This is a genomic window from Balneola sp. (assembly GCA_002694685.1).
Lineage (GTDB): Bacteria > Bacteroidota > Rhodothermia > Balneolales > Balneolaceae > Gracilimonas.
Window position 1 is genome coordinate 49,760 of sequence record NZMW01000010.1, and the last position, 23,546, is coordinate 73,305.

Genomic DNA, 23,546 nt, shown 5'->3' on the forward strand with positions numbered 1-23,546 from the left:
TTAATGGGTTAGTGCCTTTCTTGATATTGGCATCGTCATACAGCGAGCGCCTCCTCGGCCCCGGCATAATTCATGTCCCTGAAAGCTAATGGCGATCTTTTGGCCTTCTTTCGGGTTAAAACCTTTTTGGCTGTATTCTTCTATAAACTCGAACTGATTCATCAGGTCATAACCATGATCAACCAGTGTGTTAAAGGTATTGGTATTACGCTCATAACCTACAATTATTCCCGGTGCCAAGGCAAACACATTAGCGCCATCCGTCCATTGCTCACGGAATTGATTGGTTCGGTCTTCCCCGCCACACTTGATAAAGTTAAAGGCTTCGCCCGTTTTTTCTTCCAGCGCTAACTTCAGTGATTGATGTGCTTTTGTTTTGATGGAGTCTCCATCTTTAAAAAGCTCAATGACGTTATCCTCTTGTTCTAAAATAGCGGGCGGAAAGACTATACATTCATTCTTATCAGCAAAAGTAAAAATGGTATCAAGATGCATGGAAGATCGCTGCTTGGGAATGTCCACCGCAAGAACGGTTTTAACTCCGCTATTCAACAATCCCTCAGTTCCCTTCATTAAGCCACTGAATGACGTTCGTTCACTCATTCCGATTAACACTAGATCATCAGAAACTACCAGCACATCTCCGCCCTCAATAGACTGATGCCCTGAAATGCGGATGGCATTCTCCCGCACCGGATCAAATAACGGGTGATATTGAACAAGCGTCTCCATCATAAGTGATTCCCGCAAACGAGCCTTTTTAGCGGCCCGGGAAATCAAAATGCTTTTGCCAACAACGGCAGCAAGATCTCTGGTAAAAAGAAGGTTGGGTGATGGGTTGAGTGTAAACCCTTTAGGATGTTTTAGTGATCCCTGAGTAATAAAAATCAGCAGCTCTTTAGGATCTAGCTTCAGTAAATCCTTCTCAATAACGTGCAGGTTTTCTTCAGGAAATTCTTTAACCAGCTGCTCAATAAAATAAGCCCGGGCATCTTCCTTTTTAAAAACCTCTTTCAACAGATCTATAATCTCAATGACCTGACCATCTTTTTGCATAGCTGTTCGAAATACCTCCAGCATGTCCTGATGCTCTATTCGGGCATCTTCTTCAAAAATTATATCATCAAAAAGAAGCTCGTTCTTAAGTTCAGGGTTAACAAGAGAAACTTCATGTCCGGGGGTGTGTACAATTACGCCCTGAAGAAGACCGATCTCAGAAGAAACATTAATGTTCATAGAATGGTTAGGTTGTTGATGCGTTGAAGCCTTCAAATATAACGGTTACCGATGGCATTTATAAGAAGTAATTGTTTAAGTGAATTTCTATCTTCAACAGCCAAAGCAAATGAAATCAAACTATGACTTCAAAAACAGAAATTGAATCGTTGCTTTTTTTAATGGATGACCCTGATCCATTTGTGCAACAAAGTGTGGAGAGTCGCCTACAGGAATTAGGCGAAAAAGCAGTCCCCCTGCTTGACGAATATCGATCTGAGATAAATGGAGAAGATGCCAAGAACCGCGTCAATGATGTAATTCATAAGCTCACCTTCGACAATCTTGAATCAGATTTTATAGACCTTCTTGAGAACGGCATCAAGACCCGTAAAACTCTTGAGACGGCCATCTTTACCCTTGCCCGCTTTGGCAACCCCACGCTTCGGATTTCGGAATATCAGAAGAAGCTGGATCACTTTGCCCAAATGATTGAGCCACAGATTAAGTACAAGCTTGATGAGAAGCGTAAAATGAAGCGAATGCTTCAGTTCATCTTTGAGGACCTAAACTTTCGGGGCGACCCCAATAACTATCACGCTCCTAAAAACTGCTTTCTGAATCAGGTGGTAGATCGCCGAAAGGGATTACCCATTTCTCTGAGCCTGATTGTTATGTTCATTGCCCGCCGATTGGAAATGCCTTTCTTTGGGATCAATATGCCCATCCACTTTATGCTGAATTATGTTGGGGATAAAGAAGAACTGCTCATAGATCCTTATGATAACGGAGCTATCGTCACTTACGATCAGTGCTACTTCTTTCTGAAGAAGAATAACATTGATCCAAGACCCGAGCATTTTCAGATTGCAACAAACCTGGATGTGGTCCTTCGATGTATCCGAAACCTAATTCACAGCTACGAACGGCAGGAACAATTAGAACGTGTTGAGGACCTTCAGAAACTTCTTAACATTACAGAAATGTACCAAGACTAATGGCGGGCTATTCAGGCACGCCCCTATTAAAAAAGCTTGGCATTAAGCCCGGCCATTCGGTTCTTATTGTTAACGAACCCGACCATTTCCTGGAACTGCTCGGTGATTTTCCTGATGGTGCTGAACTGGTAGGCACTAAACATCCTGACCTTATCGATTTCATTCAGGTATTTTGCCATAATGAAGAGGAGCTTCATAATGCATTCCCTCCTTTAAAATCTAGATTAGCAAAGAACGGTACTCTTTGGGTTTCATGGATTAAGAAGTCATCAAAAATGAACACTGATATTACCGGAAATGAAGTACGATCTCTGGGCCTTCAAATCGGTTTAGTAGATGTGAAGGTTTGTGCGGTTGATGAAGACTGGTCGGGATTAAAGTTTATGTACCGCAAAGAAGATCGGTAGGCTTTCCTATCTAAGGTTCAAATCTTCTTCACGACGGTGTAAACAAAGATACACCCGCCTACTAAAAACCCGATCCCCGTTCCCACGTTGAAAAAGAAAATCTGTCCCAGTCCATAAAGAAAAAAGAAAATAGCTAAGACCGACATCACAACGTTAATGGCTTGAGGCAGGAACCTATCCGGTGAAGTTTTTCCTTCCCGGTAGCCAGACCAGCTTCCCATTGGAGTTACTTTAGCATAGAATTTTTTGAGCGTTTCTTCAGATTCAGGTTTAGTAACAAAAGTAGCAATCAGCCAGGCAACTGTTGAAAATGCGGTAGTAAATATCATGCTTGCTGAAAAATCATATCCCATTTGGTTTGAAAATATCGCTCCAATAAAGGCTGCAATCATAGCTACAATCTCACTCCAGGCATTTATTCGCCACCAGAACCAGCGGAGTAATAATACACCTCCGATACCTGCACTTAGTGAAAGAATAAATTCCCACCCTCCCGAAACAGAATCAAAGAAGTAAGAAACGATAATTCCTAAAGCAGCCATCAGGAACGTAGATATTCGCGAAACCAGTACATAGTGCTTTTGGGCTTTATCCCTGCTTTCAAACTCTTCCTCTGTTTTGATGAATCGTTTATAGAAATCGTTTACTACGTATGAGCTACCCCAATTCAACTGCGTAGAAATTGTAGAGACAAAAGCAGATAGAAAAGCCACCATCAGTAACCCCATCCAGCCAACCGGTAATACTTCAAGCATCATGAGCGGATAACCGGATTCCGGATCTTCCAGCCCCGGAAATACTACGAGCGCGACTAGTCCAACCAATATCCATGGCCAGGGACGTACGGCATACATCAAGATATTAAAGAGCAGAGTACCACCCACTGCATTCTTTTCATCTTTAGCAGAGAACATTCGCTGTGCAATATAGCCTCCACCGCCAGGCTCGGCTCCCGGATACCAGGCTGCCCACCAGTTCATTCCCACCCAAATAAGCGCGGTTGTTACGGCAATTTCAGGATTGGTGAAGGGGTTAAAACTGAGAACATCATAGTTAGCAACACTCCCTAATTGAGATTTTAGTTCTGCTAGGCCTCCAACGTGATCAATGGCAAAATAGGCGAGTGCAATGGTCCCGGCCATCGCAAGAATGAACTGCACAAAATCAGTAACCATCACTCCCCACAAACCAGAGATTGCGATGTAAATAGCAATGAGGCCATAAAGAACCAGAATAGCGACCCATTGGTCCGCGCCGGTGACCACGGTCAGGATTTTGGCCATACCCACCGTTACCCAACCCATGATGATACAGTTGAAAGGAAAGGCGAAATAGAGTGCCCGGAATCCCCGCAGAAAACTAGCCGGTTTGCCTCCATATCGAAGTTCAATAAATTCTACGTCAGTAAGTACATCGGCTCGTTTCCAGAGCTTGGCATAAATGAATACCGTCACAATTCCCGATATCATCCAGTTCCACCAAAACCAGTTTCCTGCAACCCCTTGCCGAGCTACAATGCCAGTTATTGCCAAGGGAGTATCTGCCGCAAAAGTGGTAGCAACCATGGAAACGCCAACCAGCCACCAAGGGAGGTTTTTACCGCCAGCAAAAAAGTCATCCAGTGAATCTTGTCCCCGTACTTTTGCTGCCCAGGCAACAGCAATCATCAAAACAACATATCCAGCTACGACTACATAGTCTAAGGTTTCGAACGGCATTTGGTAATTTTAAATGATGAGTTTCAAATTAAAAATGGCTTCGCGGAGAGTATAACCAATTACTGATTCTGATACTAAGAAAAGGAATTTATGCTATCCAAAAACCAGAGTTACTACTGACTAGCTTTACGCTGAATTTAATTTCAAAAAAAAATCGCGAGCTGTAAAACCCGCGATTCTGCACAAAATCATTAATAAAGAAAGTGGGCTACTAGTCTTTATCCTTCATGGCTGGGCGTTCGATATAAGGAATTCCACTTTCAATCCATTTCGGCGCTTCATCTCCTTTAAGGAAATGCTCATGCCATTGGAAGGCTCTGGTTGCGTAATCAATGCGATTTTCTTCCCGACGAAGGCCATGGTTTTCACCTTCATACACCAGCATTACGTATGGCTTCTCCATTCTTCGCATCGTGTTATAAAGTTCAACTCCCTGATTGAAGTCAACGGCTCCATCATCAGTTCCAAACTCAACCAAGAGTGGAGTTGTATTATCTTCCATCTGAAAGATCGGCGAGTTTTCGATGAATTTGTCCCAGTCTTTCCAGTAAGGATCTGGGAATCGTCCCTGACTCACTTCAAAAATCTGAGCATCCGGTGTTCCTGAATTCCAGTACACGGAGTTATACATACTCACCATATTGGTCAGTGGCGCTCCGGCTACAGCGGAATTAAATATATTTGTTTGCGTGATGATGAATGCCGTTTGATACGCGCCCCAAGAGTGACCGGTCAGGCCAATCTTTTCTTCATCAATCATTCCGGTTTCGATTACTTTTTCTACCGCTGGAACTACACTTTCCACTGCAGAAACACCGGGATCACGCAGCACATAATTGATATCTGGTTCAAAAACGAAATATCCTTCCGACGAGTAGCGGCGCATATTATATGGGCTGGTTCGGGTCGGAATGCTGTAGCTATGCATGTTTTGAGATCGAAGCTCATAAATGTAGGTAATCATCGGGTACTTTTTCCCTTCTTCGTAATTTGCCGGATAAAGTAAACGGCCCTGCAGTTTATCGCCTCGAGTATTGGTGAAGGTGATTAACTCATCATCAGCCCAGTGGTATTCTTCCTGCTGAGGATTGGTATTTGTGATGGCTTCCGGATCATCAAAATCAGCGCCCGTATAATAATAGTTTGGTGATTCAGTGGCCGATTCCATCATAAATACAAACTCATTAGAGGACTCTGCTTTATCCAAACGACTTATCATTTTAGAATCGTAGATCAGCTCCGTTAAACGGTTTCTGCGATCGATCCGGGCATAGCCTCTGTCCTTTGTATAATATCCATACTTAGAAAAATAGATCGGATCATTTTTAGAGATATAATCATCTTCGTAGTCCAACCGATTTTGACGATATCGAATTTCATCCGCAGTCCCGTTCGTCAGGTTTTCATGCTTCTCGCCGTTCGCCCATACGCGGTACACATCGTATTCGTCATACAGTAACATCCAGTCATCTCCTTCAACCCATTGCCCCGAACCAAAGGGTCCAAAGTCTTCACTTCCAAAAATCGCCTTATAATTCTCGAAACGAGTATCGATATTTTCGGTGATGTTTTTATGGGTATCGTTTCCGATATGGTATGTCCACCAGTTATTATCTTTAAAGTATGCGATATATTTCCCGCCGGGGCTGCTGCTCGCATTTTCGTGGCGCTCTAAAATCATTTTACGGTCGCCTGTATTCACGTCCACCACATATATATCATTCCATGACTCTCTGAATCTTGGCTCATAGGGATTTGAGTTATATCCGATCGCATGCTCCTCATCTCCGGTCAGTGCTACCTCTTCAAGGTCTTCGTCTTCGAGCTGTACAAATTTCCCATTGTTCAGGTGCCAAGCCGATAGATAGTTTGCTTCTTTCAGGCGGTTTTGGCGAACCTGCTGCTGAGGCTGGATTGGGTCATCTTGCCAGTGCCAAACTTCTACATTAGTCGGGTCCATACCTTCATTTAGCTTAGCGATAGCTGAGGTGTCTTCAGGTTCTTCGATGTCCAACTCCCATTCCTTGATGCCAAAAAATACAGTCTCTCCATCTTCCGCCCATTCTAATCCTCCATATTCTACAACTTTATAATCTTGAGGGAGGGCATTATTTTCCACATGATTAAACACTTTCTTCGAAGACGCCTTGGTAACATCCGAAAAGGCGTACACTATATGTGACTCCCCGACATGTGTGGTATCCGTCATCGTTTTCATAAAGGCGAGCGCGTTTTTCTCATCATGCCAACTCAGTCCCTTGTAGTCTTCGGTGTCACTATCTAAAACTGTAAAATTGCTGTTTTTCAGGTCGATGAGTTGTACCCCATTCCCCAGCTTTTCATTTGCATCAATCAGGATGGCAAGGTGAGTTCCGGCATCATTAAAACTATAATCCGCTACATTACCTACCAGCTGATTAGTTCCTTCACTCAGGTTTCGGATGATAATATCGGTGCCTTCTGTTTTCACTTCTTCAGCTTTGTACTTCTTCATTACCAGGTGGCTTCCAGTCTCTGAAAAATCAAAATCCTGAATCGCTTTAAACGTATCTACTTCCGCGGTGCTGAGGTTCACTAGCCCCATATCATAATGAACAGGCTTTTTGCTTTCCTGAAGCTTCTCTTCCTCATCTTCAGAAACACCAATACGAAAAGCGAACCACTTAGTATCTTCAGAAAAAGCAGGCTGCGAGCTATACATGAATTTATGTTCTTCGTCTCCATTCACGTTTGTCAACATCAGCCAACCATCTCCTTCAACTAGCGAAACCTGATATGAAAACCAGTTGCCATCGTCAGAAAAGGCGGTTGAAAAAATTTGCTGCCACTGAGCATAATCAGCAGGCGTTAGGTCTTTTTGTTGGGCTTTTAAAGGAGCCGAGATGAGCAGAGTCAGCGTTAGTACCCCAAGCAGGTAATGTTTTATCTTCATTTTAATGATCGGTTTTGTTGTCGTTTATTGAAGCTGTTTTATGCAACAGTGTAAGTAAATTTATTTACTTGGTTTCGTAAAAGATGTTTTTTTGGCTATTTCCCTTTCAAGCCTGCCCTTTATCTGTTAAAAGTGAACTAAGTCCTTTGGAATTTGATTGATGGAATTAGTTAATTCCCGAAGTCAGTTGAACGCAAGCGGATTAGAGAGATAAAAACAATAATGCCATACCATTTGGGCTGCACGGTCTGGAGTCTTCCGGAGTGGAAAGGGACTTTCTTTTCCGATGATGCTAAACCTGATCAGTTCCTGTCTCAATATGCTTCAGCATTTAATTCTGTTGAGGGAAATACGACTTTTTATAATGTGCCTGATCCTGAAGTAGTTAAGAAGTGGGGTGAGCAAACGCCTAAGGGTTTCAAGTTCTGCTTCAAGTTTCCACGGCTTATTACCCATCAGCGAAAGATGCTGGACGTTGAAGATGAGGCTTTGAGTTTCGTACGGCTTTTCGAACCTATAAGAGAAAAGCTTGGGCCCTTCATGATTCAATTTCCGGAGAGTTTTAGTCCACAGGATTTATACAAACTCGAGAATGTCCTTTCTGTGCTCCCTAAAAGTTTCAGCTATTCGGTAGAGGTTCGGCACAGAGACTTTTTTGACCATGGTAAACACGAACGTAACCTTATCTCGCTGCTCAAAAGTTATGATGTAGATCGGGTTATTTTTGATACCAGAAAGCTACACTCCGTTAAAGCAACAGAGTCTTCGGTTATTGAAGCTCAAAAGAAAAAGCCCAAAGTACCTGTTCGTTTTGATACTACTGCCTCCCATCCTGTTCTGAGGTACGTAGGAACAAATGATGTGCTTAATAATGAGCCTTATTTAAAAGAATGGGCTATCATTGTGGCGGAATGGATCCGGGAAGGACTTCATCCTTATGTTTTTATTCATGCCCCAAATAAGGCAAAGCAACCTGAACTTTGCCGGCATTTTCATAAGCTGTTAGCCCAACTTATTGGATTGCCCCCACTTTCAGCCTGGCCCATTGATAGGCAGGATAAACAGCTGGGGCTTTTTTAATCACGCGGTATCTTTTACGCTCATAGATTTACTTTCAAGGTTATTTGCCTCTTTTATGGCATCCACACTGTATTTCGCATATGGCTTAACCTCTAATCTTTCTTTTTTAATCGGATCTCCGGTAACATTGCATATACCGTAGTTGCCAGCTTCAATCTTGTCTAACGATAATTTGATATCTGCGATCTTTTCTTTCTGCTTTTCGATCATCGCATAATATTTCTCTCTTTCTTCTTCTGAGGATGCAATGTTTCCCTGGTGATGAGCAGATGAGGAAGTAGTGTCATCTAATTTGTTTTCAAGTTCGTCTAGCCGCTCCTGAAAGTTATCTATCTTATCCTGAGCATCTTCTTTTTCATCTTGAAGTAGCTCTTTGAAGTGCTGTAGTTCTTCTTTAGAAAATAGAGAATTATTGACGGGTGCTTTTTGCTGTTCCATAACGATCTCTTTTCTTCGAATTCACTTATTAAACGAGATAGAACGCTTCAGCATTTCACTTTAAAAGACGTCGGCCGCTACTGTTCCAGACTACCAATAAGAGCTGTGTTCTTAACGAAATGCAATTTCTTTAACTCATCCATTGCTTCGAGTTCTTTATCAACTTCGGTTTTTACAATAGCTGTACGTTCACTGTTTTCTTCAACAAGAATCTCAAGCTCCGGATAAGCACTTCTAAGCTCTTCAACCATTTCTTGCGAAGCATTGTGTGTTAAACCAACTATAATAAACTCATACTGACCGGTTTGATTAAGCTGAGTAAGGACGGTATTAATACGGTCGCTGTCTACCGTATCTTTTCTGCTCATTTCTTCAATATCTTCATCTTTGATCCCAGCGGATTCGCTCATCACAAAGTCTACATAATCCAGACTTTCGATTTCGTTTAGCTGTCCTGGTTTGGGGTTGTTCTCTATAGACAGAATGATGTTTTGAAAGGTACTGCTAAGGATTTCATAACCAAGTTCTGAAAGCTGATGATTTACAAAGTCCGGAGATACGGTATCGCTAAATGTGACTTGAACCTTGCCTGCTTCCAGGTTATACCCACCCTGCTCGAGCTTCTTAATATTGGTGTCATCCATTACTTGCGCTCCAACCAAGAGCGGCATAAACACACAAAAAATCGTAATTGCTAACTGTCTCATCAAAAACCCCTTTTATTAATTATTTGATATGGGTCTAACGCAATATACTTTTTTTTGTTCCCCGTTCTCTGTTCAAATATAATAAGTACCCTTCCACTCATTCCATGATCCCAACAAAGGCAGTGCTTTCAACATAGATCAATCTTTCAAGACTCTTCATTACCTCTTCCTCTTTCCCAACCTGTGTTTTAACTCGTCCGGATTTTACGGGTGCCATGCTAATTCTAAAGTCAATCCCCGGATAGCTTTCAAGAAAAGCTGTAGCTTTTTCATGATTGATGTGATATTGGAAATAAACCCTCACGAATTTTTGCTGCTCCATTGACTCAAATCTCTTTCTCACAGCCTGCTGTTCTTCCACTGTCAGTGAGTCTCTTTCAAACATATCCTGAAGGGCTCTTTCAGGAATGGATGTCTGACTAACTTCTATAGAATACACCTCGGGATTCTGCTCAATTTTCGCCAGTACTTCCATATCAGTTTCACCATTAATGTGCGCCGTTACTCTATTTATATTCAGGTTGATGGCTTCATAACCCAACAGCTTTAATTGCTTTTCTACAAAGCCCGGCGAAACTGTATCTACAAATACAACCTGAACCTCTCCTTTGGCAAATGAATAGTTTCCGCTTTCTACCCGCTGAATTTCGCTTGTGTTGCCTTTAGTCTGTGCAATCAACGAAGTTGAATTACCTATTAACAGCGCTAGAATTATCGTTACGAAATACCTCATTGTTCTCTTTTCTTGATAAATACTCAAAAGAGGTAAGCCAAGCAAAACTATTTCTTTAGTAATTCAGCTTTCCAGCTTCCGGCCGCTACTGCAACCATGCAAATCACGATAAAAGTAAAGCCGCCTGTTAGTTGAAATTTTTCGACAAGAAAGCCCATAATAGGCTGAGAAATCATCCCACCAACAACACCCAATGTAGCAACCGATGCCAAAGCGACAGCCCCTTCTTTACCGGCTGCACTAAATACCATCGGGAAGTTTAGCGCCACACCGGCTCCAGCAACCAAAAAGCCAACTGTAGCAACTATAATGCTTGGTGATAAAATTGCGGTCATAATTCCTGCAGCAGCGGTTAGTGAGCCTACTGTTAAAAGCGTCTTGGCCCCAAATCTTGGTTTCAGCCTGTCACCCACCAATCGCATTAGAAGCAGTGCTCCAGCGTATGCCGCAAAACCTATAGGCGCAACTCCATCACTTGTCCCTACATAGTCTGTAAAAAATAATACTACCCAGTTACTAATTGATTCTTCGATAGAAGCTGCCATAAAACAGATTACTCCCAGCCAAATTAATCCGCCATGAGGCAGCTTGAATCCCGGCCTGGCCGTGCCTTGTTGAGGATCATCTTCGGGAAGATATTTGTAGAGCATGATAAGAAGCACAACCATCAGAAATGCCATACTCCAAAAATGGCTGGAAGCTGAAAACTGCTGAGAGGCCAGCCCGGTTCCAATAAGCGCCCCTGCAAAATTCCCTACACCAAACCAGGAATGAATCATAGACATATGAGACTTTCCGGTACTAGCCTCAATTTTTGCGCCCAATGCATTTATACAAATGTTATAACCGCTCCCTGCCGCTCCTGAAATGAACAAAACCAAAGCAAGTACCTTCCAGCCTGACGCTAAGGTCATCGGAATAAGAATTAGGATAAGCACCAAGCCAAATAATGCAGCTGATTTCTTTGCCCCTATTCTGTGAATGGCTGCCGTTACGGCCGGCATAATAACTACCGCCCCAATTCCTTTTACCAATAACACATAGCCAAGCGTAACCGGAGTAAGTGAGGCAATATCCCGAATTGCTGGTATCCTGGAAGCCCATGTCGCAAACGCTGCCCCTAAAATAAAAAATGCCGCACATGTGGCTATGAGCTGAAGCCGTGGCGAAATATCTGAATGATGTGAAGTACTTCTTTCCGCTTTATCCATGTGTGAGTTTTGTGAGCAACCAAAAATACAGGGATTGCAGTAAACATCATAAACTTAACCATGCCTATTGATGATTTGTTTTTTGAAAAATATTCCTCTTAATTAGTGCTCAAATTATTTTCTAATCGTTGGCAATGGCAGATATTGATGTTGTTATACTTACGGACTCTCGGTACATAAATCCCCCTGCTCCGGGGGCTTATGTCCAGAATATTTTGAACGAGGATCAACTCGTTAGAAGTGCTTTGGAAGAAAAAGGATTGTCTGTAGATCGTAAGGATTGGGCCGATCCGGACTTTGACTGGACTTCTACAAAGTCAGTTCTCTTTCGAACGGTCTGGGATTATTTTGACCGATTTCAGGAATTTACAACATGGATTTCTAACACATCATCAAAAACTCACTTTATAAACAGCAGCCAGATTATAACCTGGAATGTGGACAAACATTATCTGGATGACTTAGGCAAAAGCGGAGTGCGCGTTGTGCCTACCCGCTATCTTAATCGTTCGGGTAATTTGTCAATTTCAAAAATTCATGAAATCACCGGCTGGAATGACACCGTTATTAAACCAACCGTGGGTGGAGCTGGCAGACATACTCATCGGATTAAACCTGAGACCCTAAATACTATTTCCAGTAAACTTGAAAGCGTTTTGTTAGAAGAAGACTTTATGCTTCAGCCATTCCTGAGGTCCATATTGTCGCGTGGGGAGTGGTCATTTGTATTTTTTGGAACCACCTTTAGCCACGCCGTTTTAAAGAAAGCAAAGAAGGGGGATTTTCGCGTTCAGGATGACTTTGGAGGAACTGTTCACAAGTATCAACCCACTGAAAGTGAAATTGAATTTGCCAGAAGTGCTCTTTTTGCCTGCCCAGAAATCCCAGCCTATGCCAGGGTAGATGTAATACTAGATAATGAGGGATATTTAGCGGTTTCAGAATTGGAGCTGGTAGAACCGGAGTTATGGTTCCGGTTGCATCCTGAATCAACGGCGTTGTTGGCAGACGAAGTGATCAAGCGATTGCCAAAATCCTGATGAGAATCTCAGTTCTGATATTCTTCAAAGTACGCTTTAATGCGTTTCGCATTCACTCCCAGATCACCCCGTCCTATTCTTGATTTTGAACGCACATCAATTGTACTTCCTGATGCGGCAGTATCTACCCGTATTACTACATCATCAATAAAACCGAACCAGGCTAGTTTTTCAAAAGCCTCAATTCGCCCTTGCTCTCTGTTTTCTCCTACCAGCTTCCAAGGCATTTCACGAGCTGCTTCCAGTGCGCGGTCGTAAGCTTCATCGTAGTTGAGGGCAACTTGCAGTGGTTCTAAGTTCGTATAGAATTCTTTTTGTGCTTCAGCTGTTTCCTCACCTGCATATTCTACCGGATTTGGTGCGTCTTTTCTTAGCGGAGCAATAGCCACAAATTCTGGCGGATTTTCAGTATCTGTAGAAATATCATGTATTGGGGGGTAACCCTGCTGAACTTCACTATACCAATAACCAATATTTATGATCGCAAGTACAGCTAAAAACATTCCGGCCATTCCGGAAACTGCCATGTTTTGAGTCTTATTCTTCATTCGGAATAAGCCGATGCCCGCCAATATACCTCCAACTATTGCAGCTCCTGTCCCCCATGGGATAATGCTGAAGCCCGTACTAAAATGCCACCAACCCCACTGATAGCCATAGCCGGAAAGTATAACTGCAAGTCCCCCTGCTATTGAAATACTTGTTCCCCATTTTATAAGACCTGTCCCTTTTTCTGCGGGTTCCGTCATTTTTTATCTCCTATTTTTTAGCTAATGCTCAGTTTTAATACATAAAAAAGGCTCTTAATCGTTCCAGCCGAACCTTTTACTACTCTTTGTTACAGCCGCCAAAATATATAGGCAAAAAAAATCCCGCCGAAGCGGGACAATCATTTTAATCAGGAAAGCTGGTCGGTTATCCGCTCGAATATCTCATCAATGGACCCCATACCCTCTATTTTCTGCACCTTGTTTTGCTTTTGGTAGTGCTTCATAACTGGCTCAGTTTCATCATAATAAACCTTAAGCCTTGTTTTAACTTTCTCTTCTGTATCATCTGAACGACCTTCACCTCTGGAGAGAATGCGCTTAATCAACTCTTCTTCCGGAACGGAAAGGAGGATAAAAGCATCGAGCGAATCATTGTTCTTCTCAAGGAAAGCATCAAAAGCTTCCGCCTGTACAACTGTTCTCGGAAAGCCATCCAAAATATATCCATCCTGATACTTTTCTTTGGCAAGCTCATCAGCTACCAAGTCTACAACGGTTTCATCAGGGACTAGCTCACCGGCGTCAAGAATTGACTTCACTTTAACGCCAAGGGGAGTTTTATTTTTAATTGCCGCCCGAAATATATCCCCGGTCGAAAGATGAGGGATGTTATACTCGTTTTGCAACAATTTTGCCTGTGTTCCTTTTCCCGCGCCCGGAGGGCCAAACAGAATAATATTCATTCTTAAAAAAGCTTGGTTATCAATTATAAATAATTTACTTAGGCTAACAGACAATCATCCCAAGGCTTCAATGAAGCCAGTAGATTGCCTGCAATCAGCCGGTAAAAGTATTTACTTCTTAACTTCTTTGTCTTTAATACGAGCTGCTTTACCACGAAGGTCGCGCAGATAGAATAATTTAGAACGTCTTACTTTTCCTTTTTTCTTCACTTCAATTTGAGCGATGAAAGGAGAGTTCAGTGGGAAAACACGCTCTACACCAACATTACTACTGATTTTTCTTACAGTGAATGTTTTGTTAGGGCCGCTTCCACGCTCAGAAAGCACAACGCCTTCATATTGCTGAATACGTTCTTTTTCACCTTCTCGTACACGGTAATGTACGTTTACTGTATCTCCGGCAGTAAACTGAGGAATGTCCTCATTTATCAGGCTTTGCTCTACAAGTTTTAACTTATCCATGATTTCTAAATTTAACCCCAACCGCTGTTGAGATTGTTATTAATGTTCTTTCTTAAATTTTTCGTACAAATCTTTTCTTCGTTCTTTAGTCCGTTTTTCTGACTGCTCCTGTTTCCAGTTTTCCACTTTCTTGTGGTCTCCGGAAAGCAACACATCAGGAACTTTTAATCCTTTGAATTCTGCCGGACGCGTATAAACCGGACCTTCCAGCAGTCCATCCTGAAATGAATCATTTAATGCGCTTCCTGCATCTCCCAACACACCGGGGAGTAGTCGCACAATGGCATCTGTTATCACCATTGCCGGGAGTTCGCCTCCTGAAAGCACATAATCACCAATGGAAAACTCTTTGGTAATGAGTTCATCTCGTATGCGCTGATCAACGCCTTTATAATGCCCGCATAGAATGATGATGTTTTCTTTGAGTGATAATGCATTTGCATCAGCCTGTTCAAAAACTTCACCATCGGGTGCAGTGAAAATGAGTTCATCATAATCACGTTCGGACTGGAGCTTTTCTATACAGCTAAAAATTGGCTGCGGAGTTAACACCATTCCGGGCTCGCCTCCGTAAGGGTAATCATCTATTTTTTTGTGCTTGTCTTCGGTGTAATCCCGAAGGTCGTGCACATGTATTTCAACCTGTTCTTTATCAACAGCCCGTTTCACAATACTGTGATTAAGCGGTCCATCCAATAAAGCAGGAACAGCGGATATGATATCAATTCTCATCATATACCCTCCAGTTCATCCAGGTTTTGGCAATAGATATTACCATCGCGGGTTTCTTTCACAAAATGATCAATGTATGGAATTAACCGGCTTCCCGAAGTAGTAGCTACTACTAATATGGGGTGAGCCGGGTTGTTCATCACATCAACCACCAGTCCTATCGATTCTTCATCATCATAAACTTCATGATCTATGAGTGAATCTTCAGACTCTTCTTCCGCACTAACAAATGGCTCAGCATCTTCTGTTTCCAGAAAAATACTTTTCCCTTTTAGTGCTTCAGCGCCTGTGCGATCAGCGATATGGTCAAATTGTACAAAGAACGAAATCTTGTTTCTTTTTCCTTCAACCCGCATATCAATAATGCGGGCAGGATAAAAGTCGCCACGTTCATTCCGCAAATACACAAGCTTTAGTGTCTCCACCTTTTGTGGATCATCGACATCAAAGAAAACTTTGACCTCGCCTTCAAGTCCATGGGAGCGTTCTACATGCCCCACCTGAACAAAGCCCGGTGTATTGGCGTCCTGATTCATCGGCGCCGGATATTAAATTATCCTTCTTGTTTACTTTCCCAGGCACGCTGAACCGTTACACGGTCTTCGTCTTCTGGTACAAATCCTTTGAGGTCTGCAAGGTCAGTACTATCGATGTGATCAATAGCTTCTTTTGCAGTCATGTCCGTAGAAACTTGTCCTGATGTTTCTTCAGCTTCTTCTTCAGCTGGTTCTTCATCTTTGGTTTCTTCTTCGGACTCTTCAGCTTCCTCAGCTTTTTCTTCCTCAGGCTCGTCAGCAGATTCTTCTTCGGAATCTTCTTCTTCAGCAGGAGCTTCTTCTTTGGCTTCTGTTTCTTCTTCAGCCTCATCAGCAGCCGACTCTTCCTCAGCTTCCGCTTCAGTTGTATCTTCTGCTTCGGTTTCAGCTACTTCTTCTTTTGCTTCTTCAGAAGAATCATCAGAGTCAGCTTTTTCTAGCGCTTCTTCAATTTTATCTGCTTCTGACTTCGGAGCGTCATCTTCCTTTTCTTCGGCTTCAGCAGCAGCTTTTTCTGCTTCTACTTCAGCAGCAGCTTGTTTCGCTTTCTTCTGAAGTTGCTCCTTGTATTCTCTTTCTTCAGCTGCAAGTACTTCTTTGTAATCTGCTTTACGGCTGGAAGCGTCTTCTTTTTTAGAATCTCTGTATTCTTTCCACTCAGCCAGAGCTGCTTCAACTTCTTCTTCGCTCTTGCCCCAGTTGATGAGGTGGCGCTTATAAAGAATGCCTTCGTGGCGAAGGATTTTGCGTACAGTATCGGTAGGCTGTGCACCGGAATCTAACCAGTAAAGAATACGCTCTTCGTTTATAACTACTTCTTTTTTCTCGGTTACGTTGTCATAACGTCCAACCTGCTCAACAATACGGCCATCGCGGGCTTCATGTCTTTCGGCTACTACAATATGCCAGATCGGTCGTTTCTTACGTCCTTTGCGTTGTAATCTGATTCTTAACAATGATGTTCTCCAATTATGTGTGTTTGATTATATAATTTCTTATCGGCCAATAGGCAGATTTTTCAGTCCTTGAAGAGCACGTCCGGCTTTACCCATTTTTGACATGGTCTTCATCATTTTTTTCATTTGATCGAACTGCTTCATGAGTTGATTGATCTCACGAACTGTGGTGCCAGATCCTTTTGCTATACGTCGTCTTCGACTTCCATTTAATAGCTCAGGTTCCTGGCGCTCCTCCGGCGTCATTGATAAGATTATAGCTTCAATCGGTTTGAATGCATCATCATCGATTTCGGTATCATCCAATGCTTTGCTGGCGCCGGGTATCATAGATACGAGATCAGAAAAGTCTCCCATTTTCTTGATCTTTTGAATTTGCTCGAGAAAGTCGTTCAGGTCGAATTTATCAGACCGTATTTTCTTTTGAAGTTTTTCAGCTTCTTTCTCGTCAAATTCTTTTTGAGCTTTTTCAACAAACGATACCACATCTCCCATGCCCAGAATACGCTGAGCCATTCGGTCGGGATAAAAAGGAGAGAGAGCTTCCAGCTTTTCGCCGGTACTCACAAATTTGATGGGCTTATTTACAACGGACTTGATAGATAGTGCAGCACCACCGCGGGTGTCACCATCCAGCTTGGTTAAAACCACGCCGTCGTAATTAATGCGTTCGTTAAATTCTTTGGCTGTATTAACAGCATCCTGTCCGGTCATAGAATCGACTACAAACAGAATCTCATGAGGATTAACGGCTTTTTTAATTTCCGCTACCTCGTTCATCATCTCCTCATCTACATGTAAACGACCCGCGGTATCAATGATAACCGTATCGAGTGCCAAACTTTTAGCCATGGAAACGGCTTCTTTGGCAACACGAACTGCATCTTTCTGCTCGATGGAATACACCGGAACATCAATTTGCGAAGCGAGTGTCTTAAGCTGGTCTACAGCAGCAGGGCGATAAACATCGGCGGCAGCAAGAAGAGGATTCCTTTTATGCTCCTGCTTTAAGTGTCGGGCTAACTTACCAACAAAGGTTGTTTTACCCGAACCCTGAAGTCCGGCTATAAGAATTACTGTAGGGGGAGTTTGAGCCAGTGCGATATCGGCCTTTTCGCCACCAAATGTTTCAACCAGCTTATCGAACACAATTTTTGTGAACTGTTGGCCGGGATTAACACTGGTGAGTACATCGGAACCGAGCACCTGCTCTTTTACATCTTCGGTAAACTGGCGGGCAACCTCATAGTTAACATCAGCATCCAATAACGCGCGGCGAATTTCACGGACAGTCTCCGCTATATTCACATCGGTGATTCGAGCTTCTCCTTTCAGTGACTGAAAGGCTTTATCTAATTTTGAGGATAAATCTTCAAACATTGTATTAACTGATTTTTCTCCGCCAATTACAGAGCCTGTAAAAATACGGCATCTTTACAGGCTTATCAACAGTAATGTGGATAATTATTTTAATTGGTCTTTGAGGGGTGAAAGTTGGTCGGGTGATAGTTGATTTAGCTGCTCAACTTTTCCGGTGTTTGGCTACCTAAAGCCATCAGAGGCTGAGCCTAGCAAACTGGTTCCTTAGCAGAACTCATCTTCATCTGACGACTGTAGCTCGTCCGATGAATTTACAGGGCTTTCTCCACTGCTTCATTCGTCAGACCGCTCAGGCATTGTCTTCTAATTATCAAACTTCCCGAAGCGGTTGGACGAAGCACACTTAGTTCAAGCGTCCGCTTGGACAAGCCTTTTTAGACACAAGCATGCTTAGCTTAAACCAACAGTGCATAAGTGGACACTTGTGCTATTTGTGAGAAACCCTAGGTTGGTTAAACCCCATTACCCCATCCTCCTTCCAATTCTCGGGAACAAATCTATCCCTTCCTTATTTAACTGTTTGAAATCTCTTCAAACAAATATCGAAGGTCATGAGAAAGTTAACTCTTATTGTTCCCTTAGCGGTACTTATTAGTGCCTGCGCAAGTACCAAACCCCCAAATGAAAAGCTTACCCAAGTTGAGGCATCCATTCAGCAAGCCGAACAAGTTGGTGCTGAAAATTATGCTCCGCTTGAAATCCGTGAAGCCCGAAAGAAATTGAACAAGGCTAGAGAGTTGGTCGGTAAAGAAAAGTATGAGAAAGCAAAACGCTCAGCCGATCGCGCTATGGTGGATGCAGAACTCGCCCAAATGAAATCCTTATCTGAAAAAGCACAAAAAGCGGTCAGAGAACTCCGGGAAAGTATTCGGGTGCTAAAAGAGGAAATTCAGAATAACATAGACAAAGAGAGAGACTAACCATGAAATTCTTTTCACTCAAAATACCCCTATTAAGTATTGTTGTTACCGCCCTGCTAATTGGTTGCGGTGGACCACCTCAGAATAATCCTCTCCTTATGGAAGCAGAAAACTCATACAACCAAGCCGAAAATGATTCTCTTGTTGTGTTGAAAGCTCCCGTAGCTTTAAAAGAAGCGGAAGAAGCCCTTGAACAAAGCCAGCAAATTTGGAAAGAGGAAGGTGAAGACAAAGCCACATTGGTTGAACACTACGCTTACATCGCCCAGCAAAAAACGAAAGTCGCCAGGGAAACCGCAAAATTAAATGCCGCTCAGGATGAAGTGGAACAAGCAGAAGCCGAGCGTAAGCAAGTACTCATAGAAGCCCGAAAGGCAGAGGCTATTGCAGCAGAGCGCAGGGCGGAAAATGCACTCGAGCAAGTAAAGAAAGAACGTGCTGAAGCGGAAAAAGCTCGTCAGGAAGCCAGTGAATTAGCCAGTCGCCTTTCAGAAATGGAGGCTCGACAAAGTGAGCGAGGCATGGTTCTTACTCTTGGTGATGTACTTTTTGATTTCAACAGCTCGAACCTAAAAGCCGGAGCTAATAAAGTTGTGAATGAGTTGGCGAACTTCCTTAAAGAATATCCTCAGCGTTCTATTCAAATTGAAGGATTTACCGATAGTGTTGGGTCAGCCGAGTACAACAAGAATTTATCTCAGCGCAGGGCTGATGCATTACAGGACGCCTTGGTAAACGCAGGAATTTCCAGCCGAAGAATTGAAACCATTGGCTATGGAGAAGAATACCCGGTAGCTACAAATATGAATGAAGCCGGCAGACAACAAAATCGCCGGGTAGAGGTTATTATATCTAACGAGAATGGAGTAGTTACGCAACGTACGCAATAACTCCATACTCGAAGAGAGACAGGGCGGAAGGTTGATCACTTTCGCCCTTTTTTTATGTTGATGAATGAGGGTTGAAAGTTAATAAGGTGACTTGGCCTTGAAACTATCCTCTTGATCTTACCCACCCACCTAGTTCAAGCGTCCGCTTGGACCAACCAAACTCATCTGACGACTACAGTTCGTCCGATGAATTTTTACGCATCGTATTTTTCATACCCTCTCATTCGTCAGACCGCTAAAACATGCTCTCCTGATAAAACAGCTTGCCAAAGCGGTCGGACGAAACTTACTTATGTCACCCGCCTCAACTTTCAACTCTCATTTATCACCTATCAACTTTCATTTCTTTTAAAACTATCTTCCGGCTTTCCTCGTCTTTACTTCAGAATGAACTCGGGACAACACGAACACATGGAAGACGCACAACTGGTACATGATTTTCGAGGTGGAAATCACCAAGCCTTTAACACGCTGGTAACGCGATGGCAAGATCGCATCCACCACTTTGCATACCGGTTTTTTGCGAGTTCTGATGATGCCGCTGAGATCACCCAGAAAACATTCATCAAAGCATACCACAAGCTGGATACGCTGGATGATGTGACTAAATTTGGATCCTGGCTGTACACCATCGCCAATAATTTGTGTCTCGATGAATTGAAACGTGTGGGACGAAAACGAGCAACTTCTTATGAAACGCTCAAAGTCGCCCCGCAAACCGACACCGCCACTCCTGCCGATGGCGCGGTTCTCCGAAACGAAGGATTGGTATTGCTTCACAAAGCACTCCTTCAATTACCGGTTGACCAGCGAGTGGTGGTGATAATGAAAGAATATGAAGGCCTGACCTTCAGAGAAATAGCTGGAATTTTGGACGAACCCGAAAACACAGTAAAGTCAAGATTGTATTACGGGTTGAGCGCCCTCAAAAAGACGTTCGACTCCTGGAATATCAACAAAGAGGTGTTTGATTATGAATAAAGAAACTGCCCGATCGCTCTTCATGGATTATCTGTATGATGAACTTGAACAAGATCAACGAAACGAATTAGAACAATTTTTATCCCAAAACCCCGAACTAAAGAAAGAGCTGGATGAGTTGTCTGATGTACGCTCTATGATATCCCACCTTCCCGTTCAGGATCCAGCCGAGCAGCTGGTAATGCTGGAGCCGGATAAGACTGGATTCCAGGAATGGTGGAATGATTTCGTTGGTGGGTTACTTCCCCGAAACGGATTTGCGCGTGCCAGCTTCGCCATGGCTTCACTCTTAGTGGTGTTTGTGGTTTTAGGGGCCTTCACAAAAATGAATATCACTGTTAATAATGGCGAGTTTAATCTGGCCTTTGGCGATAAGCAGGAAATTATCCAGCAGGGGTTTACTCCTCAGCAAGTAGAAATGCTGATCCGCCAGGTTAGAAAAGATAATGCACTCATGATCTCGGATGCAGTACAAGCCGCCCAACAGCAACAGGAAAGCCAGTTTGAAAAAACGCTCATTAATTTCGCGGACTACATCGAGCAGCAGCGGCAGTCCGACCTTCAGATGATCAGCTCAGGATTATATGACATGGAAGAAACGTATTACGACCGGTTCAGACAAACCGACCAGGTATTAGGCGAACTCATACAAACCGTAAGCACAGGAAATTAACTTTATATAAGGACACATTATGAAAACAATGAAACGAATACTTACTACAGGGCTGATGGCACTTATGCTGACCACCCTTTCTTTCGCCCAAGACTTTGATACCAACCGAATGAATCGGGACATCAAAATTATGGAGAATATCTTGGGTGAAATGTTTAAAACCCAATTGGTCACAACGGCCGGCTCCAAAAACACTGGCGGAACCGTTACCATAGGCGAAAGCAGCTATGCTTTCTTTGGCGGTAACTCCTCCGGCAATGTTAAAGGAACATACATCCCGGGTTACGGGGTAATCTTTATGATTCCATCGACAAGCAATCGGTTTATTGTACGTGGCAGTAATTCCAATTCAAACCAACAAGTAGTATTTCAGTATAGCTCTGACGACAAGAACTCTGACCGAAAAATTGATGAGGAATCAGTAAAAACCCGCATTGGGGAATTTCTGCAGGATTATGCATCCACCATTGGGCAGCTTAAGGCTGATGAAAGCATCCTGGTTATTTATGGATCTACCAATTCTAACACTGGAAGAGTTTCCGTATATAATTTACGGGGTGCTGTTGTAGATGCCCTGGGAGGCAATAGTGATGAGGAAGATCAGAATAAGCCCCTTCCTGCTATCTCAGTCTCTGCTAAGAAATCTGATTTAGACTCTTACCGGGCAGGACGGCTGAATGCTGATGCTTTCCAAAACCGTCTTTCTGTCTCAACTTCTCAGGACAAAGAACGCCTCGACCTGAAAGTGCTTGGTAATATTTTCGGTACCGCTTTAGGAGAGGGCGATGGAAATGAGTTCCACTTGATAAACAGTAATTCACTTTCGTACATGTACTTGGAGAATTTTGGAGCGCTGTACTCTCTGAACTTACACCGGGGACATGGATTCGGCACCGTATCCGCCCGGCTTTTCCCCACAAACTATAATGAACAAACACAGGCAGAAGTAAAGGTTAAGCTTGAAGAGCGCGAAAGAAAACTCAGCGAGACCTTAGAAGAGGAATTTGACGCTATGGTTGCAAGAACCAAAGAGTTCATTATTGATTACGGCAGAACCCTTAGCTCGTTAAAAGATGATCAATACCTGATGGTCTCATTAAACATTTCCGAATCAAGTGACGTGGTTCCCGACCGTGTAGACTTTCAGGTGAAGAAATCCGTTTTCGACCAGCTTGATAAGGGGCAAATTTCCCGGGAAGCGGCATTAAATGCTGTAACCCTCACAGAATATTAAAGTGTAACTAATATCCTATCCAAAAAGCTGCCCTGGGTACCGGTTCATGATTTTCATCGATCCGTATTTGGGGTGGCTTTTTTTATACCACTGTATTTTTGTGTGCCCCCTTTGTTCAAACGTCCGCTTGGACGTTTTTTTCGTACTTCATCGGTTGAATTAAACACCGCACAAGCGGGACGCTTGCGCTAGTGCTGCGTAAGGGCGTATCGCAATACGCCCTTACAAACTAAAGCTAGTAGCTTTTTTCAAGGCTCGTTCAAGCATTTCTTCATACTCTTCAGCTTCAATTTCAATACAGCCGAACTGAGCTAAGTGATCTGTATAGAACTGAGTATCCCAAAGCAGGAAGTTGTTTTTTTCTAAAATTTTGTGGCAGTAATATAAAGCTACCTTATCAGCCCACTTCTCTTTTTTGAACATGCTCTCCCCAAAGAAAGCAGCCTTTAATTTCACCCCATATAAACCACCCACCAGCTTTTCATCTTTATAGCATTCTACGCTGCAGGCATTTCCATACTGATTCAAAACATCATAGGAGTTGATAATCAAGTCGTTAATCCAGGAAGTCTCCCGATTGGCACATTCTGTAACCACCTGCCGAAAGTTACTATTCACTCGTATTTCAAATCTTTCCTGCCTAATAATTCGGGCAAGGTTATCTGAGGTGTGAAATTCACCAATAGGAATAATCCCCCGCTTTCGGGCTGAATACCAGTCCACTCCTTCTGCATCTTTACTTTTAGCCATCGGGAAGATTCCCTGGCTATATGCTTCAAGTAATCCTTCGGGTGGAAGTATTTTCATTCGATTACTTTATTAATACAATTACTGTCATCGCGAGGAGTAT

General features: G+C 43.0%; 24 protein-coding genes. 9 read left to right on the forward strand and 15 right to left on the reverse strand.

The window, feature by feature from the left end; genetic code table 11:
• Window positions 1-1,236 carry a hypothetical protein gene (locus CL667_09790; protein ID MAL17991.1) on the reverse strand — a complete coding sequence of 412 codons (1,236 nt, stop codon included), beginning with the start codon at window positions 1,234-1,236 and terminating at the stop codon, window positions 1-3.
• A gap of 122 nt (window positions 1,237-1,358) precedes the next feature.
• Here CL667_09790 and CL667_09795 point away from each other — a divergent pair, with 122 nt between their 5' ends.
• Window positions 1,359-2,213, forward strand: coding sequence for a hypothetical protein (locus CL667_09795; GenBank protein MAL17992.1), 855 nt, complete (start codon window positions 1,359-1,361; stop codon window positions 2,211-2,213).
• The gene (locus tag CL667_09800; GenBank protein ID MAL17993.1) at window positions 2,213-2,620 is read left to right on the forward strand and encodes a DUF3052 domain-containing protein; all 408 of its coding nucleotides are present in this window, start codon (window positions 2,213-2,215) and stop codon (window positions 2,618-2,620) included. The genes CL667_09795 and CL667_09800 overlap by 1 nt, the downstream gene beginning before the upstream one ends.
• 17 nt (window positions 2,621-2,637) lie before the next feature.
• On the opposite strand, the gene CL667_09805 is transcribed toward CL667_09800, so the two are convergent.
• Both CL667_09805 and CL667_09810 read right to left on the reverse strand, forming a co-directional pair.
• Complete coding sequence (locus CL667_09805) at window positions 2,638-4,338, reverse strand: hypothetical protein (GenBank protein ID MAL17994.1); 1,701 nt, start codon at window positions 4,336-4,338, stop codon at window positions 2,638-2,640.
• 211 nt (window positions 4,339-4,549) lie between these two features.
• Window positions 4,550-7,270 (reverse strand): hypothetical protein, encoded by a 2,721-nt coding sequence (locus CL667_09810; protein ID MAL17995.1) that lies wholly within the window; start codon window positions 7,268-7,270, stop codon window positions 4,550-4,552.
• Window positions 7,271-7,492: 222 nt separating this feature from the next.
• On the opposite strand from CL667_09810, the gene CL667_09815 reads away from it, so the two are divergent.
• Window positions 7,493-8,350, forward strand: coding sequence for a hypothetical protein (locus CL667_09815; protein ID MAL17996.1), 858 nt, complete (start codon window positions 7,493-7,495; stop codon window positions 8,348-8,350).
• Here the strand turns inward: CL667_09815 and CL667_09820 are convergent, their stop codons facing one another.
• From CL667_09820 to CL667_09835, 4 genes are all read right to left on the reverse strand, one after another.
• Window positions 8,351-8,788, reverse strand: a complete 438-nt coding sequence (locus CL667_09820; GenBank protein MAL17997.1) for a hypothetical protein — start codon at window positions 8,786-8,788, stop codon at window positions 8,351-8,353.
• A gap of 77 nt (window positions 8,789-8,865) precedes the next feature.
• Window positions 8,866-9,495 carry a hypothetical protein gene (locus CL667_09825; GenBank protein ID MAL17998.1) on the reverse strand — a complete coding sequence of 210 codons (630 nt, stop codon included), beginning with the start codon at window positions 9,493-9,495 and terminating at the stop codon, window positions 8,866-8,868.
• Window positions 9,496-9,592: 97 nt separating this feature from the next.
• Complete coding sequence (locus CL667_09830; protein ID MAL17999.1) at window positions 9,593-10,174, reverse strand: hypothetical protein; 582 nt, start codon at window positions 10,172-10,174, stop codon at window positions 9,593-9,595.
• Window positions 10,175-10,275: 101 nt separating this feature from the next.
• Window positions 10,276-11,439: an MFS transporter gene (locus tag CL667_09835; GenBank protein MAL18000.1), complete on the reverse strand. Its 1,164-nt coding sequence runs from the start codon at window positions 11,437-11,439 to the stop codon at window positions 10,276-10,278.
• A gap of 134 nt (window positions 11,440-11,573) precedes the next feature.
• Between CL667_09835 and CL667_09840 the strand changes: the two genes are divergently transcribed.
• Window positions 11,574-12,479, forward strand: a complete 906-nt coding sequence (locus tag CL667_09840; protein MAL18001.1) for a hypothetical protein — start codon at window positions 11,574-11,576, stop codon at window positions 12,477-12,479.
• Window positions 12,480-12,487: 8 nt separating this feature from the next.
• On the opposite strand, the gene CL667_09845 is transcribed toward CL667_09840, so the two are convergent.
• The 7 genes from CL667_09845 to CL667_09875 form a co-directional block, all read right to left on the reverse strand.
• Window positions 12,488-13,228 carry a hypothetical protein gene (locus CL667_09845; GenBank protein MAL18002.1) on the reverse strand — a complete coding sequence of 247 codons (741 nt, stop codon included), beginning with the start codon at window positions 13,226-13,228 and terminating at the stop codon, window positions 12,488-12,490.
• Window positions 13,229-13,377: 149 nt separating this feature from the next.
• Window positions 13,378-13,932: an adenylate kinase gene (locus CL667_09850; GenBank protein ID MAL18003.1), complete on the reverse strand. Its 555-nt coding sequence runs from the start codon at window positions 13,930-13,932 to the stop codon at window positions 13,378-13,380.
• A 111-nt stretch (window positions 13,933-14,043) separates the two neighbouring features.
• Window positions 14,044-14,394: a 50S ribosomal protein L19 gene (locus CL667_09855; GenBank protein MAL18004.1), complete on the reverse strand. Its 351-nt coding sequence runs from the start codon at window positions 14,392-14,394 to the stop codon at window positions 14,044-14,046.
• Window positions 14,395-14,433: 39 nt separating this feature from the next.
• Window positions 14,434-15,126, reverse strand: coding sequence for a tRNA (guanosine(37)-N1)-methyltransferase TrmD (locus CL667_09860; GenBank protein MAL18005.1), 693 nt, complete (start codon window positions 15,124-15,126; stop codon window positions 14,434-14,436).
• Window positions 15,126-15,662 carry a 16S rRNA processing protein RimM gene (gene rimM, locus CL667_09865; GenBank protein MAL18006.1) on the reverse strand — a complete coding sequence of 179 codons (537 nt, stop codon included), beginning with the start codon at window positions 15,660-15,662 and terminating at the stop codon, window positions 15,126-15,128. Before rimM ends, CL667_09860 begins: the two co-directional genes overlap by 1 nt.
• Window positions 15,663-15,679: 17 nt before the next feature.
• Window positions 15,680-16,618, reverse strand: a complete 939-nt coding sequence (gene rpsP, locus CL667_09870) for a 30S ribosomal protein S16 (protein ID MAL18007.1) — start codon at window positions 16,616-16,618, stop codon at window positions 15,680-15,682.
• A 39-nt stretch (window positions 16,619-16,657) separates the two neighbouring features.
• The gene (locus CL667_09875; protein ID MAL18008.1) at window positions 16,658-17,998 is read right to left on the reverse strand and encodes a signal recognition particle protein; all 1,341 of its coding nucleotides are present in this window, start codon (window positions 17,996-17,998) and stop codon (window positions 16,658-16,660) included.
• Between the two features lie 551 nt (window positions 17,999-18,549).
• Between CL667_09875 and CL667_09880 the strand changes: the two genes are divergently transcribed.
• From CL667_09880 to CL667_09900, 5 genes are all read left to right on the forward strand, one after another.
• On the forward strand, window positions 18,550-18,918 hold the full coding sequence (locus CL667_09880; GenBank protein MAL18009.1) for a hypothetical protein: 369 nt from the start codon (window positions 18,550-18,552) through the stop codon (window positions 18,916-18,918).
• Between the two features lie 2 nt (window positions 18,919-18,920).
• Window positions 18,921-19,808: a flagellar motor protein MotB gene (locus tag CL667_09885; GenBank protein ID MAL18010.1), complete on the forward strand. Its 888-nt coding sequence runs from the start codon at window positions 18,921-18,923 to the stop codon at window positions 19,806-19,808.
• Window positions 19,809-20,195: 387 nt separating this feature from the next.
• Window positions 20,196-20,789 carry a hypothetical protein gene (locus tag CL667_09890; GenBank protein MAL18011.1) on the forward strand — a complete coding sequence of 198 codons (594 nt, stop codon included), beginning with the start codon at window positions 20,196-20,198 and terminating at the stop codon, window positions 20,787-20,789.
• Entirely contained in the window at window positions 20,782-21,462 is a 681-nt protein-coding gene (locus CL667_09895) for a hypothetical protein (protein MAL18012.1), read from the forward strand. The genes CL667_09890 and CL667_09895 overlap by 8 nt, the downstream gene beginning before the upstream one ends.
• A gap of 55 nt (window positions 21,463-21,517) precedes the next feature.
• Complete coding sequence (locus CL667_09900; GenBank protein MAL18013.1) at window positions 21,518-22,696, forward strand: hypothetical protein; 1,179 nt, start codon at window positions 21,518-21,520, stop codon at window positions 22,694-22,696.
• 222 nt (window positions 22,697-22,918) lie between these two features.
• Here the strand turns inward: CL667_09900 and CL667_09905 are convergent, their stop codons facing one another.
• The gene (locus CL667_09905) at window positions 22,919-23,503 is read right to left on the reverse strand and encodes a leucyl/phenylalanyl-tRNA--protein transferase (protein MAL18014.1); all 585 of its coding nucleotides are present in this window, start codon (window positions 23,501-23,503) and stop codon (window positions 22,919-22,921) included.
• Window positions 23,504-23,546 lie beyond the last annotated feature (43 nt).

What these genes read in the sequence shown, in the direction of transcription:
- CL667_09820 (MAL17997.1), bottom strand. Translation starts at nt 8,788, where the DNA reads ATGGAACAGCAAAAAGCACCCGTCAATAATTCTCTATTTTCTAAAGAA.
- CL667_09850 (MAL18003.1), bottom strand. Translation starts at nt 13,932, where the DNA reads ATGAATATTATTCTGTTTGGCCCTCCGGGCGCGGGAAAAGGAACACAG.
- CL667_09810 (MAL17995.1), bottom strand. Translation starts at nt 7,270, where the DNA reads ATGAAGATAAAACATTACCTGCTTGGGGTACTAACGCTGACTCTGCTC.
- CL667_09900 (MAL18013.1), top strand. Translation starts at nt 21,518, where the DNA reads ATGGCACTTATGCTGACCACCCTTTCTTTCGCCCAAGACTTTGATACC.
- CL667_09885 (MAL18010.1), top strand. Translation starts at nt 18,921, where the DNA reads ATGAAATTCTTTTCACTCAAAATACCCCTATTAAGTATTGTTGTTACC.
- CL667_09880 (MAL18009.1), top strand. Translation starts at nt 18,550, where the DNA reads ATGAGAAAGTTAACTCTTATTGTTCCCTTAGCGGTACTTATTAGTGCC.
- CL667_09875 (MAL18008.1), bottom strand. Translation starts at nt 17,998, where the DNA reads ATGTTTGAAGATTTATCCTCAAAATTAGATAAAGCCTTTCAGTCACTG.
- CL667_09905 (MAL18014.1), bottom strand. Translation starts at nt 23,503, where the DNA reads ATGAAAATACTTCCACCCGAAGGATTACTTGAAGCATATAGCCAGGGA.
- CL667_09795 (MAL17992.1), top strand. Translation starts at nt 1,359, where the DNA reads ATGACTTCAAAAACAGAAATTGAATCGTTGCTTTTTTTAATGGATGAC.
- CL667_09835 (MAL18000.1), bottom strand. Translation starts at nt 11,439, where the DNA reads ATGGATAAAGCGGAAAGAAGTACTTCACATCATTCAGATATTTCGCCA.
- CL667_09790 (MAL17991.1), bottom strand. Translation starts at nt 1,236, where the DNA reads ATGAACATTAATGTTTCTTCTGAGATCGGTCTTCTTCAGGGCGTAATT.
- CL667_09840 (MAL18001.1), top strand. Translation starts at nt 11,574, where the DNA reads ATGGCAGATATTGATGTTGTTATACTTACGGACTCTCGGTACATAAAT.
- CL667_09825 (MAL17998.1), bottom strand. Translation starts at nt 9,495, where the DNA reads ATGAGACAGTTAGCAATTACGATTTTTTGTGTGTTTATGCCGCTCTTG.
- CL667_09860 (MAL18005.1), bottom strand. Translation starts at nt 15,126, where the DNA reads ATGAGAATTGATATCATATCCGCTGTTCCTGCTTTATTGGATGGACCG.
- CL667_09895 (MAL18012.1), top strand. Translation starts at nt 20,782, where the DNA reads ATGAATAAAGAAACTGCCCGATCGCTCTTCATGGATTATCTGTATGAT.
- CL667_09815 (MAL17996.1), top strand. Translation starts at nt 7,493, where the DNA reads ATGCCATACCATTTGGGCTGCACGGTCTGGAGTCTTCCGGAGTGGAAA.
- CL667_09800 (MAL17993.1), top strand. Translation starts at nt 2,213, where the DNA reads ATGGCGGGCTATTCAGGCACGCCCCTATTAAAAAAGCTTGGCATTAAG.
- CL667_09845 (MAL18002.1), bottom strand. Translation starts at nt 13,228, where the DNA reads ATGACGGAACCCGCAGAAAAAGGGACAGGTCTTATAAAATGGGGAACA.
- CL667_09855 (MAL18004.1), bottom strand. Translation starts at nt 14,394, where the DNA reads ATGGATAAGTTAAAACTTGTAGAGCAAAGCCTGATAAATGAGGACATT.
- rimM (MAL18006.1), bottom strand. Translation starts at nt 15,662, where the DNA reads ATGAATCAGGACGCCAATACACCGGGCTTTGTTCAGGTGGGGCATGTA.
- CL667_09805 (MAL17994.1), bottom strand. Translation starts at nt 4,338, where the DNA reads ATGCCGTTCGAAACCTTAGACTATGTAGTCGTAGCTGGATATGTTGTT.
- CL667_09890 (MAL18011.1), top strand. Translation starts at nt 20,196, where the DNA reads ATGAACTCGGGACAACACGAACACATGGAAGACGCACAACTGGTACAT.